Source organism: Streptomyces sp. NPDC014676, assembly GCF_043084105.1.
GTDB lineage: Bacteria > Actinomycetota > Actinomycetes > Streptomycetales > Streptomycetaceae > Streptomyces.
The window spans coordinates 57,338-69,335 of the sequence record NZ_JBIBZI010000024.1 but is presented as its reverse complement, the minus strand read 5'-3'; the positions used below and the strand labels follow the sequence as shown (position 1 = coordinate 69,335).

Here is an 11,998-nt window from a genome sequence, read left to right as displayed (position 1 = left end):
CCGCTACGAGCGCAAGGCCGACCACTTCCTCGCCTTCACCAGCATCGCCTGCACCCTCATCTGCTACCGCAGACTCACCAAATGAGATGAGCTCTTATTCCAGTCTTTGACCCACGCGCGGATGTCGGCTTCGAGGGTCTGGACGTTCTTGTGTGCGCCACGGCGGATCTTCTGGTCGGCCAGGAAGCCGAACCATCGCTCGACCTGGTTGATCCAGGAGGAACCGGTCGGGGTGAAGTGCATCTGGAAGCGGGGGTGTTTGGCCAGCCACGTCCTGATCACCGGAGTCTTGTGGGTGCCGTAGCTGTCGCAGATCAGGTGGATCTGGAGATGCGCGGGAACTTCTTTGTCGATCCTGATGAGGAACTTCTTGAACTCGGCCGCGCGGTGCCGACGGTGCAGTGCGGTGATGACCTCGCCGGTGGCGATGTCGAACGCGACGAACAAGGTGGTCAGGCCGTTACGGACGTAGTCGTGGGTACGCCGTTCGGGCATGCCGGGCATTAGAGGGCGTCTGAAAAGGTCTGTCAGCGGGCAGGTTTCCCGGTGGCGGGGTGGTGGCGCACTTTCGGGGGCTGGGGTGTGCGGGCTGCGTACCCGTTACCCGACGGATCTGTCCGATCCGGAATGGGAGATCCTCTGTCCGCTGGTTCCGGCGGTCAAGCCCGGTGGAAGACCGGCGAAGCACGCGCGGCGGGAGATCCTGAACGCGCTGGCGTACTGGCTGCGGGCCGGCTGTGCCTGGAGACTGCTGCCGCATGACCTGCCGCCGTGGCAGACCGTCTACCACTACTGGCGGCGATGGCAGCAAGAAGGGGTGTGGGAGCGGATGTTGACGGCGCTGCGCGAACGCGAGCGGGTGCAGCTCGGCCGGGATCCCACGCCCAGCGCGGCCATCGTCGACAGTCAGAGCGTCCGGGCCAGCGAGCGCGGCGGCCTGCACGGTTACGACGGTGGCAAGAAGGTCAGCGGCATCAAGCGCCACCTGCTCGTCGATACCCGCGGCACTGTCCTGGTGGCCTGCGTGAGTCCGGCGAGCGTCGGTGATCGCGATGGCGCCGCGGTGCTGTTCTCCAGAGCTGCCGATGCCTTCCCGCGTCTGCGACACGTGTGGGCGGACCAGGGGTACCACGGCTCCGACTTCCATGCCTGGGCCCGGGAAGCCACCGGCATCACGGTGGAGGTCGTGCATCGCCGCGACGGAGGATTCCGCTCGACCTGGGCTCGGGTGGGGGAACCGCCCCCAGCGGTACCCCTCTTCGCGGTGGTCCCGCGGCGTTGGGTGGTAGAGCGGACGTTCGCCTGGCTGGGGCGGTGCCGTCGCCTGTCGAAGGACTACGAGTACCTGCGCGCGTGTTCGGAGAATGCCATCTACCTCACCATGGCCATGCTTCTCGTGCGGCGCCTCGCAAGATCAACCCGCTGACAGACCTTTTCAGACGCCCTCTAGACGGTCACCGGCAAGGGTTCCGCCCCGGGTTCGGCGACGCGCTGCGCCCCAGGGCCGTACAGACCAGCTGATCCACCGGGAGGCCCGTCAACTCATTTGAGTCGGCGGTGAGTTCAATGGACACCCGGTCGTCCTCTGCCACCACCTTCACGAGGTCGGCCGTACGCACCTCCTCCTGCGGCACCGCCACGGGGCCGTCCGTGGCCGTCGCGGCCGGGACGGGCGTCGCCAGGAGCCCCGGCAGCGGCAGCGGCAGCGGCGTGGTCAGGCGCTTGACGCGTTCCGCCTCGGTCGGGCCCTCAGGCAGTACCGCCACCGCCGACTCGACGTCGACCGGCGCGACGGTCCTACGGGGAACCGCGACCAGGGTGCCGTCCCCCCGCCACGAAGTAGACCCGGATCGTGGGCACCACCCCACTGGCGGCCCCGCCCGCCTCCACCACGCCGGTCGTGGGGATGCCGCAGGAGGCGAGCGCGCACAGCGCGGGAACGGCCAGCAGCACGGCTCGGCGTACGGCTCTCACTGTCCGCTCCCCCGAGTCGACTCGTCCCGCCGCAGCGGGAGTTCCACGGTGAAGACCGCGCCGCCCTCCGGACGGTTCGCCGCCCGGACGGTGCCGCCGTGCATCCGGACGTCCTCCGCCGTGACGGCGAGGCCCAAGCCGCTGCCCTCGGTGCGGGTGCGGGCGGCATCCGACTTACAGAAGCGCTCGAAGACGTGGGGCAGCACGCTGTCGGGGATGCCGGGCCCGCTGTCCAGCACCTCGATAACAGCGATCCGCTCACCGTCCTCGTACAGGCGCAGGTGGACGGGACGGGCACCGTGCCGCAGGGCGTTGCCGACCAGGTTCGCGACGACGTAGAGGCGGCGCGGGTCGACCCGTCCGCGCAGCGCGTCGGGCGGGGGCAGGCGGACGTCCACCAGGTCCGTCCAGGCACGGGCGCCGAGCGTGCGCCGCAGTGATGTGCCCCGGGTCCGGTGGAGTCATCTTGCTGGACAGATGATGCTCCAGACACTCAAGGCGGCTTCTGTGCCGTGTAGTTACCCGGCCGAGTTCCGGCGCGAGGTCCTCGATCTCGTCGAAGCCGGCCGGCCTGTCCGGCAGATTGCCCAAGACCTCGGCATCAGCGAGCAGACGATCCATGTCCGGCGCCGTCAGTACCTCATCGACACCGGGCAACTGCCTGGACCGACCAGCGAGGACCAGGCCGAATTGGTGGCCGCACGCCGACGGATCGCCGAACTGGAGGCGGAACTGGCGGTCCACCGCCGGGCAGCGGAGCTCATGGACAAGGTGGTGCCCCCCAAAAGACGCTTCGAGGCCGTCGCGGTGATGGCCGGCGAGGGCAGTGGTTTTCCGACCAGGTACGGACGAGTACCTGTTCCTCCTCGTTGCGCTGTCCTGCCACGTAGCGCACCGGAGCGGTCTCGAACTGCTGGGCCCAGGGAACGAGGCGGGGGATCACCAGATCCTCCGGCCCGGGCACGGTGTCCCGCTGCTCCCAACCGTCCGGGATGTAACCGATTGCGACACCGCGGGTCTGGTGATCGCGCTCGGAGTCGCAGCTCTGGCGGGCGTACCGGGCCAGGACCTTCCGCACGGACCGGTCCCTTGACACCTCAGCGCCTTTTTGGCCTCTTTGGCCCTCGGTCATAGTCGGCGCCATGGACTATGACGTTGACGTAGTGGTGGCCGGAGGCGGCCCGGTCGGACTGATGCTGGCCTGCGAGCTCCGGCTCGGAGGCGCGCGGGTGACCGTCCTAGAGCGCCTCACCGAAGTGAACCCGGCGATCAAGGGCGGGGCGATCACCACGCCCAGCGCCGAGGCGCTCTACCGCAGGGGCATGCTGCCCGCGCTGGCCGAGGTACAGCGGCAGACGATGGACCGCTTCCAGGCATTCATGCGCGAGCGGAACGACGGAGGCGGGGCTACGGGCCAAGGGCTCGGGATCGTCGGGCATTTCGCCGGAATCATGCTGCGCGCCGACTTGGTCGACCGTACGGAGCCGGGCCTCGGCGACGCCGGACCCGCCGCCGAGATCGCTTTCGTGGCGCAGCAGGACATCGAGCGACTGCTCGGCGGGCGGGCGGACGAGCTCGGCGTCGACGTGCGCCGGGGAGTGGAGCTGACCGGCTTCGACGCGGACGACGGGGCTGTCACCGTGCGGACCAGCCACGGGGCCATACGCGCTGGCTGGCTCGTGGGCTGCGACGGCGGCCGCAGCTCGGTCCGCAAGCTCGCAGGGTTTGAATTTCCCGGCACGGACCCGGAGATCACCTGTCACCAGGCGGTCGTGGAGATGACCGGCGCCGAGGACCTGAAGGTCGGCTGGACCGCCACGGACACCGGGGTGTACGCCTACGGGCCGATGCCGGGCCGCGTCGTCACCGTGGAGTTCGACGGCCCGCCGGCCGACCGGGATGCACCGGTCGCCGCCGAGGACCTCCAGGCTCGGCTGCGCCGCGTATCCGGCGTGGACGTCACGATCACCGGAGTGCGGACCGCGACCCGCTTCACCGACCACGCCCGCCAGGTCACCGAGTACCGCAAGGGCCGGGTGCTGCTGGCGGGCGACGCGGCGCACGTACACTCCGCGTTCGGGAGTCAGGGCCTGAGCCTGGGTATCGGGGACGCGATGAACCTCGGCTGGAAGCTCGCCGCGGTGATCGGCGGCCGGGTGCCGGAAGGGTTGCTGGACACGTACACCTCCGAGCGGCACCCGGTCGGTGCGTGGGTCCTGGACTGGACCCGGTCCCAGGTCGCGGCCATGCGCCCGGACCCGCAGTCCCGGGCCCTGCGCGAAATCGTCAGCGACCTGGCGGGGACGGTCGTGGGCACCACGTACCTCACCGCGCGGCTCAACAGTGCAGGGGTGCGGTATGAGCTGCCGGGCGAGCACCCGCTGACCGGCCGCAGTGCCCCGGACCTCGAACTCACCGACGGCGGTCGCCTGGCGGACCACCTCCACAGCGGCCGGGCACTCCTGCTCGACCTCACCGACGACCCGGAGCTCCGGGCCCTCGCCGCGGGGTACGCCGGCCGCGTCGATACCCTGACGACCAGCTGCCCGTACCGCCCGGACCTGGCGGCGGTCCTCGTCCGTCCGGACGGCTTCACGGCCTGGGCGGCCGACGCGGGGGCGCAGGCACCGACGTCGACGGCCGGGCTGGCGGAAGCGCTGGAGGAGTGGTTCGGAGTGCCAGAGGGTGCGGTGACGCCGGGCTGATCCGTCGCTCCGCTGACTGACTCGAACCACGAGTCAATCCCGCCCACGCCCGCCGCACCCACCCGGTGCGGCGGCCGCCCGCACCCCAGCCCCGGCCCAGTAGCAGCCCGGAGCTCTCACCGACCACCTACCGCACCCGCCGCCACGCATAGCCGCCACACCCTCCGCCGGTGTTACGGCTCCCGGCACCCTACGAGCCGGTAACCCGTGCAAACGTCACCGTCGGGACAGCCCCGGCGGTGACGGTCACCGCACCTGGGTCACACCTCCCCGCCCGAGTCCGGGTCGCGCAGCGGGCGCAGGCCGCCCGGCAGTTCGGGGGGCTGGAACGAGTACCGGCCGAGCATGTTGAGGGCCAGGCCCAGGGCGCCGATTACATGCCATTTGCGCTGTTCAAGAGGTTTCTGCCGTTACTGTGATCACATGGGGTTGTCCGTCGAGGGAGTAGCCAATGCGTCGAGCGTTCCTCAGCCTGGCACCGTTGACCGCTGTCGGTGCCGTCGCCCTCGGCGGTGCCAGCTCCGCGCAGGCTGAAGCGTTCCGGGGTGTCAAGGAAGAGAGCGCTGCGCCGTCCAAGCCTTGTGATCGTCCGGTGGGCGCGGTGGTGTGCCTGGCGAAGTGCTTGGGGCTTCCCGACCCGGTTTAGCGACCCGGTTTAGCGACCCGGTTTAGCCTTGTCTTGCTGACGGTCCGCCGACGGAATCGACGGGCCGTTTCGCTTTCTGCAGCAGGGGGGCGTGCATGCTGGAGGCCCGAGTATCACCTCGGTGGGCCGGGCCAGCGCGGTCAGCATCTGAGCGCGGTCCGAGCCCAGCTTCAGGGTCTGCGGGTGTTCGGCTCCGAAGATCCTGCCGGAGGCCGGCAGCGCTGCGTCGTAGGTGGCGAGGGCCTCGGTGCGGCGGCCCTGGGCACCCGTCGCAAGCGCGGTGACGCCCGCCTCTGCGCGGCCACCGCCGGCCACCTGCGGACATCCCTGGTCACCAAGGCACCCCGCCAGCGCCTGGCACGCCCGCAGACCCCAGCCTGGGCTGATCTTCCACAGCGACAAGGGCTGCCGATACACCAGCCGGGAACGCGCGGCCGTCACAGACCTTATGGGCATACGCCTGCCCATCGGGCAGACCGGGGGCTGCTGGGACAGTGAGCCTTTTCCAATCTGACTGCGGAGGCCAGGTGTTGGAGGTTGTCAGCTGTACGGAACGACGAAGCTCCTGATAGACGGGTTCTCGACCAAGATCACCGTGTCTGCCAGGAGCCTCGCGTGCTTGCCTACCCCTCGTCGATCGATCTGTCCGGCCGCATCCTGCGCTTCCTGACCATGCGGCTGCGTGCCCGGCAGCGAGAGATCGGGACCCGGTGGCGACGGCTGCCTGTCGGCCGACAGGTCCTGCTCGTCCTCGCCCACCTGCGGTGCGGGGACACCTACGCGCGGCTCGCTGCCGGGTTCGGCATCGGCGTCGCGACCGTGTACCGGTACATACGTGAGGTGATCGACGTCCTAGCCGCCGCCGCGCCGACCCTGACCGAGGCGATGAAGACCGTGCGGGCGAAAGCCTTCGTGATCCTGGACGGCACCCTTCTGCCGATCGACCGGATCGCCGCCGACACCCCGTACTACTCCGGAAAACACAAACGCCACGGCATGAACGTCCAGGTCCTCACCGACCCGTTCGGCCGACTGCTGTGGGCCTCACCGGCATTGCCCGGATCGACCCATGACCTGACTGCCGCGCGTCGCCACGGCATCATCGATGCGCTCACTGAAGCCGACGTCAAGTGCTGGGCCGACAAGGCTTACCAGGGCGCCGGGCGGCCCGTCCGGGTGCCGTTCAGGGGCCGTCGGCTCAAACGCTGGCAGCGGCGACACAACAGCACCCACGCCAAGATCCGCTGTCTCGGCGAACAGGCCATGGCCACCCTGAAGGGCTGGCGCCTTCTGCGGAAGCTCCGCTGCAGCACCAACCGGATCACCGACATCGTGAAGACCATTCTCGTCCTTCACCACGCCTCAGCCTGAGGTTGGAAAGGTCTCCATGAGTTTTGACATCTTCGTGTGCCGGTTCGAGAACGGTGAGCCGGCGATGCTGGACATGAGGGCTGCGCACGAGGTCCTCGGCCCCTATGCGGTGGTGCGGGATCCCGGGACGGACTTCCTGCTGGTGAGTACGGCGGAGGGGGAGGAGGCGGGTGTGTACTTCACCAGCCCGACCGGCATCACCTTCAACCGCTTCGGAGGGGACGGGATCATGGACCTCCTGGCCGTCCTGCTGCAACGGCTGGATGCCGTGCTCGTCGTCCCGGGCGGGCCGACCATGATCCAGCGGGACGAGGACCGCGAGCTTCTGCCCGCCTCCCTCAGGGACGAGTGGCCCGTCGTCACGGCCCGTACCGGCGCGGAGATCGACCGGGCGATCCGGGCTTCCTGAACAAACGGGCGAGGGGCCCGTCCCCGGTGCGTGTCACCGTGAACGGCCTCGTCGTGTCCGCGCGGGCGCGGCCGCCGGCCAGTACGCCTCCGCCACAGCAGCCACGCCAAGATCCGATGCATCGGCGAGCAGGCCATGGCCACGTTCAAAATCTGGTGCCTCCTGCGAAAACTCCGCTGCAGCACCAACCGGATCACCGACATCGTGAAGACCGTTCTCGTCCTTCACCACGCCTCAACTGAGGTTGGAAAAGGCTCACTGACTGGTTGCCAGGCTGTTCACTGGCCTGGGCACGGATGGGGATCCGGGTGATGTCAGGGCGCGGCGGGGAGGCTAGCGAGGTGCCGCGAGTACGTCCCGGAGTACGGTCTCGAGCGTGACGCGGGCCAGTTCGTGCCTCAGGGTCTTCTCGATGTCCTCGTAGATGCCCTGCATCACCGGCTGGATGCCGTGACCCACCACGCATCCCTGGTCCGGAGTGGTGCGGTGCATCGCGAACAGCGGGCCGGGTTCCACCGCCTCGTACACGTCGAGCAGGGTCATCGACTCCAGCTCGCGTGCCAGCGACCAGCCCGCGCCCGCGCCCCGCCGGGACTCCACGAGCCCGGCCCTGCGCAGTTCGCCGAGCAGTCGTCTGATCACCACGGGGTTGGTGTTCGCGCTGGTCGCGATCTGCTCGGAGGTGGCGACCTCATGACCCTGGCGCTGGTAGAGACCGATCCAGGCCAGCGCGTGGGCGGCGATGGTCAGCCTGCTGTTGGCACTCATGAGCCCCTCCTCTCGGCCGCAACGGTTCATGCTACGACGACGCAGTCGTAACAGCAAAGGTTGCAACAGCCTGTCGTAACAACTAGCGTTGCGACTGTCGGGGGAAGGGTCGATCAACGAGGTGAGAAGAATGAGCAAGCCACTCATGGGCAAGGTCGCCCTGGTCACCGGGGGGTCGCGCGGACTGGGAGCGGCGACCGTACGGCTGCTGGCCGAGCAGGGCGCCGACGTCGCCTTCACCTACGTCAGCTCCGAGAAGCGGGCGCGGGCCGTCGTCGACGAGGTGCACGGCAAGGGAGCCAAGGCCGTCGCCTTCCAGTCCGACCAGGCGGACACGAGCCGGGCACCGGCGCTGATCGACGACGTGGTCGCGCACTTCGGCGGCCTGGACATCCTCGTCAACAACGCGGCGATCTCCGTGGCCGGCACGGTGGACGACCCGGACACCGACACCGCCGCACTGGACCGGATGCACGCCACCAACTACCTCGGCGTGATCGCCGTCATCCGGGCCGCCTCCCGAGTGCTGCGCACGGGCGGCCGCATCATCACGGTGAGTTCAGGACTGGGCTCCCGGGTCGGCGCCCCCGGCCTTGCCGACTACGCGGCGACCAAGTCCGGGATCGAGAGGTACACCATGGGCGTCGCACGCGACCTCGGGCCCCGGAACATCACGGCCAACGTCGTGGAGGCCGGACTGATGGAGGGCGGCATGGAGCCGCCGGACCCCGAGACGCTCAAGGTCCTGGTCGGCTCGCTGTCCCTGCAGCGCATGGGACACCCCGACGAGATCGCCGCGGCGATCGCCTTCCTCGCGAGCCCCGCCGCGTCGTACGTCACGGGCGCGGTGCTGGACGCCCACGGCGGCTACAACGCCTGAACCCGAACCCCTGGCGCACGTCCCGAAGGACATCACGCCTTCGGAACGTGCACCGCCGACGGCCCGCGACACGGCGTACGACTCGAAGGCTGTGCGCGGTGAGCGGCGACGCCGCTGCATCCAGGCGCTGATCTCCCGCAAGGGATCCCCGAACATCAAGGGCGTGAGGAAGCTCCGCTAAAAGCTGGCCCGTATCGGTCTCGGCTCTGGCAAGGTGCCCGGGTGGTGAGTGCACAAGAGTGGGAGGCGGCACGTCACCGACCGCATCTCGGGCAACGCTTCCTTGGAACGGTGGTCCGGGTGCCGAGTCCCGGCGTGATCGGCATCCTTGTGGACATCGGGCTGCCCGTGAACGGTTTCGTTGACGTGCTGCTACTGCCAAGCGAAGCTGAACGTTGGCCCACGGAAGGCACCGAGTCGGAATTCGAGGTGTGGTGGGCTGATGAGCGACCCCGGATTCGGCTGAAGCCGGCGGTCCCTTGGTTCGTGCGCGAGGACTTCGCCGAGTGGCTTACCCGGTGGCGGCCGGGATGGCCGCAGGAGCACGGCCTGCCAGTCACAGTCGCCAATGTGCCGCCTTCGGCATCCGAGGCCGCCAGTGGGGATGCTCACGGATAGCTCAAGGCAAGGTTGTACAGGCGGGCGATGCCGCGCATGGCGTGGTGCACGCCGTCCCCCTCAGTCGGCAGTCGCGCAGGATCTTCCAGGTCTTCATGCGGGGAAGCAGTGCTCAACACGGGCTCGGACTTGCTTGGGGGTCTTGTTGTGGGCCTTCTTCCAGCCGGGTAGTTCCTCGTCGGGCCTGCGGCGGTGCGGCATCACCAGCCCTGTGCCCGGGTAGCCGCCATCGGCGATCACTACCGTGTTGCCGATGGCGGCCTTCGCGCCGGACTCGGCCCAGGCCCGGCAGTCATTGCGGTTGCCCGGCAGCGGCTTGCCGATCACCACGACAAGGCGGGTGTCAGCGTCGATGACCACCTGGTGATGGGTGGAGTAGCGATCGTTCTTCGGCTGCTCGGCGACCTTGTGGTCACGAGTGGGCACCAGAGTGCCGTCCGCGATCAGCACAGTGTCCCGGGCGAACCGCCGGCGGGGCTGCAGGGTGAACTTCGGCCCGAGGTGGTCGATGGCCCGGTCGGCCCTGGACTTCGACACCCCGAACAGCGGGGCCAGTTGCCGCATCGTCAGGTTGGTCCGCCGGTACGCGGCGACCAGCAGCACCCGGTCCTCCAGGGACAGCTTCCACGGCCGGCCCCGAACCGGTACGTCCACGTCCTCAGGGCGCAGTTGCGTTACCAACTTGCCGAAGGCACGCGGACTCAGCCCGGTGAACTGGCCTATCCAGGACGACTCCGAGGCCGTGATCACAACGGACACGACCAAGATCATCCCTCAGGAAGATCGCTTACGTGACAGCCCTCAGGAGGGGGCCGGCCCGGAGGCTGGAGCGAACGGGTGGGTCGGGCCGATGGCTTCCGCGGCCGGCCAGAAGTTCTCGGCCTCGGCCCAGCTGTAGACGATCACACTTGCTGCACGTGATCCGCTCGTGTAAACCCGGTAGACCCCCTTCTTGCTCCCACCACGCAACCGGTCCACTCCGACACCACGGCGCGCCTCATACACAATTCCTGACAAGACTTCACTATCCGTGACTGGCGCATCCGCCGACCCTGTCCCCGGCCGGATGCACCGTTGACCCGGGTCGACTTCCGATGAATCGGCTGACCGTGGCAGGTTCTTCGGCTCGTGCTCGGGTGCCGGCAAGGCCGTAGGTGCGGCTGAGACCTCGTACCCAGCGCAACGCCCGCTACCGGGACTGTCTGTCCCTGTTGTCCTCGAACAGGTTTCGGGTGCGGCGCAGCAGCGCCTCCCGTACGGGGTCCGGTGACAGAACGCGTAGCGTGGTGCCCAGGCTGAGGAGGTATGTGACGAGCTGGTCGGCGTCGTTGCCGCCGATTTCGACGATGGTGGCGTCGGGGCCGTCCGGGCGATGGGTGCCGATCGTGGGTGGGACCAGCCGTAGCGCCTGGTCCATGGGGTGCGCCAGCCGGACTGTGGCATAGAGCGGGTACACGACGCCGGCGATGGATCGAGAGACGAGGAGCGCCGGGTCGGGCGGGTCGACGAGTGCGACGGTACGTCCGGTCGGTTGTACCTGTACCACCCGGTCGGCCCGGAAGGTACGCCACTGCTTCCGGGCGATGTCCTGGGCGACGAAGTACCAGCGGCGGCCTGTGTGTACCAGGCGATAGGGGACAACGTCCCGGACCGTGTCCTTCCCCGCATGGTCCCGGTACGACAGACGGGTGCGCTCACCACGACGGCAGATGGTGGCCAGTTCCAGCAGCACGCCGGGCGAGATCTGACGGCCTTCGGACCTGGGAGTGTGTACGAAGGTCGCATCCATCTCCCCCAGCCGGTCCGCGATCCGGGGCGGTAGGACCTGCCGTAGTTTCAACAGCGCCGACAGTGCGGCCTGGTCGCTGCCCAGGACGCCGCTGAGTGCGGTCTCCCGCAGCGCGACGGCCACGGCAAACGCCTCCTCGTCGTCGAGGATCAGCGGTGGCACCCGGGTGCCACCGCTGAGGCGGTAGCCGCCCCAGGGCCCGGGGTCGGACTCGATGCCGTAGCCGAGTTCCCGCAGCCGGGCGATGTCTCGCCGGACCGTGCGGTCAGTGATCGCCATACGCTCGGCCAGCTCGCGGCAGGTCCACATCGGTCGAGTGGACAGCAGCGAGACCAGTCGCAGCAGGCGGGCGGAGGTGCTGATCACATCCCGAAGTGTTCCTCATGACCAGGACCGGAACTGTCCTGGTTCCGTCATAGCGTCTTCTCCATGAGTACCGAACCCACGTCCGGACCTGCGATCCGCTTGCTGTCCGTCGACTTCGACTGCCCAAACCCCGCCGAGCTGGCCCGCTTCTATGGCGACGCGCTCGGCTTGCCCGTCGTCTACTCCAGCGACGACTTCATCCTGCTCGGCCGGGAGAACTCACCCGGACTGGGCTTTATCCGGGTGGCCGACTACCGGCGTCCGACCTGGCCGGACCCGTCCCAGGGTAAACAGGCTCACATGGAACTGGGCGTCGACGATCTGGACGCCGCCCATGCACGGATGCTGGCACTGGGCGCCGTGGAACCCCCCGTTCAACCGCACCCCGATCAGCGGAGGGTCCTGCTGGATCCCGCAGGCCATCCTTTCTGCATCTCCACGCAGGACTGAGCATCGCCGGCCGGCCGATGAC

General features: G+C 68.7%; 12 protein-coding genes and 4 pseudogenes. 9 read left to right on the top strand and 7 right to left on the bottom strand.

Annotated elements, in window-relative coordinates; all coding sequences use genetic code 11:
• Positions 1–96: 96 nt before the first annotated feature.
• Positions 97–510: pseudogene (locus ACF1DX_RS37285) on the bottom strand (IS630 family transposase); the annotation flags it as partial.
• Between the two features lie 70 nt (positions 511–580).
• On the opposite strand from ACF1DX_RS37285, the gene ACF1DX_RS37280 reads away from it, so the two are divergent.
• Positions 581–1,426: an IS5 family transposase gene (locus tag ACF1DX_RS37280; protein ID WP_391795580.1), complete on the top strand. Its 846-nt coding sequence runs from the start codon at positions 581–583 to the stop codon at positions 1,424–1,426.
• 28 nt (positions 1,427–1,454) lie between these two features.
• On the opposite strand, the gene ACF1DX_RS37275 is transcribed toward ACF1DX_RS37280, so the two are convergent.
• The 3 genes and pseudogenes from ACF1DX_RS37275 to ACF1DX_RS37265 all read right to left on the bottom strand — a co-directional run.
• A complete protein-coding gene (locus ACF1DX_RS37275) occupies positions 1,455–1,766 on the bottom strand; it encodes a hypothetical protein (RefSeq protein ID WP_391795579.1) in 312 nt (103 codons plus the stop codon).
• Positions 1,767–1,797: 31 nt separating this feature from the next.
• Positions 1,798–1,974, bottom strand: coding sequence for a hypothetical protein (locus tag ACF1DX_RS37270; RefSeq protein WP_391795578.1), 177 nt, complete (start codon positions 1,972–1,974; stop codon positions 1,798–1,800).
• Positions 1,971–2,414: pseudogene (locus ACF1DX_RS37265) on the bottom strand (sensor histidine kinase); the annotation flags it as partial. The pseudogene ACF1DX_RS37265 and the gene ACF1DX_RS37270, both read right to left, overlap by 4 nt.
• Before the next feature lie 37 nt (positions 2,415–2,451).
• On the opposite strand from ACF1DX_RS37265, the gene ACF1DX_RS37260 reads away from it, so the two are divergent.
• The 5 genes and pseudogenes from ACF1DX_RS37260 to ACF1DX_RS37240 all read left to right on the top strand — a co-directional run.
• Complete coding sequence (locus ACF1DX_RS37260; RefSeq protein WP_391795577.1) at positions 2,452–3,108, top strand: transposase; 657 nt, start codon at positions 2,452–2,454, stop codon at positions 3,106–3,108.
• A gap of 8 nt (positions 3,109–3,116) precedes the next feature.
• Complete coding sequence (locus tag ACF1DX_RS37255; protein WP_391795576.1) at positions 3,117–4,679, top strand: FAD-dependent monooxygenase; 1,563 nt, start codon at positions 3,117–3,119, stop codon at positions 4,677–4,679.
• A gap of 1,261 nt (positions 4,680–5,940) precedes the next feature.
• Positions 5,941–6,696 carry a transposase family protein gene (locus ACF1DX_RS37250; protein ID WP_391795575.1) on the top strand — a complete coding sequence of 252 codons (756 nt, stop codon included), beginning with the start codon at positions 5,941–5,943 and terminating at the stop codon, positions 6,694–6,696.
• A 16-nt stretch (positions 6,697–6,712) separates the two neighbouring features.
• Positions 6,713–7,105 carry a hypothetical protein gene (locus ACF1DX_RS37245; protein ID WP_391795574.1) on the top strand — a complete coding sequence of 131 codons (393 nt, stop codon included), beginning with the start codon at positions 6,713–6,715 and terminating at the stop codon, positions 7,103–7,105.
• 90 nt (positions 7,106–7,195) lie between these two features.
• Positions 7,196–7,342: pseudogene (locus tag ACF1DX_RS37240) on the top strand (IS5/IS1182 family transposase); the annotation flags it as partial.
• A 96-nt stretch (positions 7,343–7,438) separates the two neighbouring features.
• Here ACF1DX_RS37240 and ACF1DX_RS37235 read toward each other — a convergent pair.
• On the bottom strand, positions 7,439–7,873 hold the full coding sequence (locus ACF1DX_RS37235; protein WP_391795573.1) for an Rrf2 family transcriptional regulator: 435 nt from the start codon (positions 7,871–7,873) through the stop codon (positions 7,439–7,441).
• A gap of 130 nt (positions 7,874–8,003) precedes the next feature.
• On the opposite strand from ACF1DX_RS37235, the gene ACF1DX_RS37230 reads away from it, so the two are divergent.
• Together ACF1DX_RS37230 and ACF1DX_RS37225 are read left to right on the top strand one after the other, a co-directional pair.
• Complete coding sequence (locus ACF1DX_RS37230) at positions 8,004–8,753, top strand: SDR family NAD(P)-dependent oxidoreductase (protein WP_391795572.1); 750 nt, start codon at positions 8,004–8,006, stop codon at positions 8,751–8,753.
• A gap of 225 nt (positions 8,754–8,978) precedes the next feature.
• Entirely contained in the window at positions 8,979–9,371 is a 393-nt protein-coding gene (locus tag ACF1DX_RS37225) for a hypothetical protein (RefSeq protein WP_391795571.1), read from the top strand.
• Here ACF1DX_RS37225 and ACF1DX_RS37220 read toward each other — a convergent pair.
• Positions 9,362–10,142: pseudogene (locus ACF1DX_RS37220) on the bottom strand (transposase). The gene ACF1DX_RS37225 and the pseudogene ACF1DX_RS37220 sit on opposite strands and share 10 nt — an antisense overlap.
• Before the next feature lie 418 nt (positions 10,143–10,560).
• Positions 10,561–11,526: a helix-turn-helix transcriptional regulator gene (locus tag ACF1DX_RS37215; RefSeq protein WP_391795570.1), complete on the bottom strand. Its 966-nt coding sequence runs from the start codon at positions 11,524–11,526 to the stop codon at positions 10,561–10,563.
• A 63-nt stretch (positions 11,527–11,589) separates the two neighbouring features.
• Between ACF1DX_RS37215 and ACF1DX_RS37210 the strand changes: the two genes are divergently transcribed.
• On the top strand, positions 11,590–11,976 hold the full coding sequence (locus tag ACF1DX_RS37210; RefSeq protein WP_391795569.1) for a VOC family protein: 387 nt from the start codon (positions 11,590–11,592) through the stop codon (positions 11,974–11,976).
• Positions 11,977–11,998: the final 22 nt, after the last annotated feature.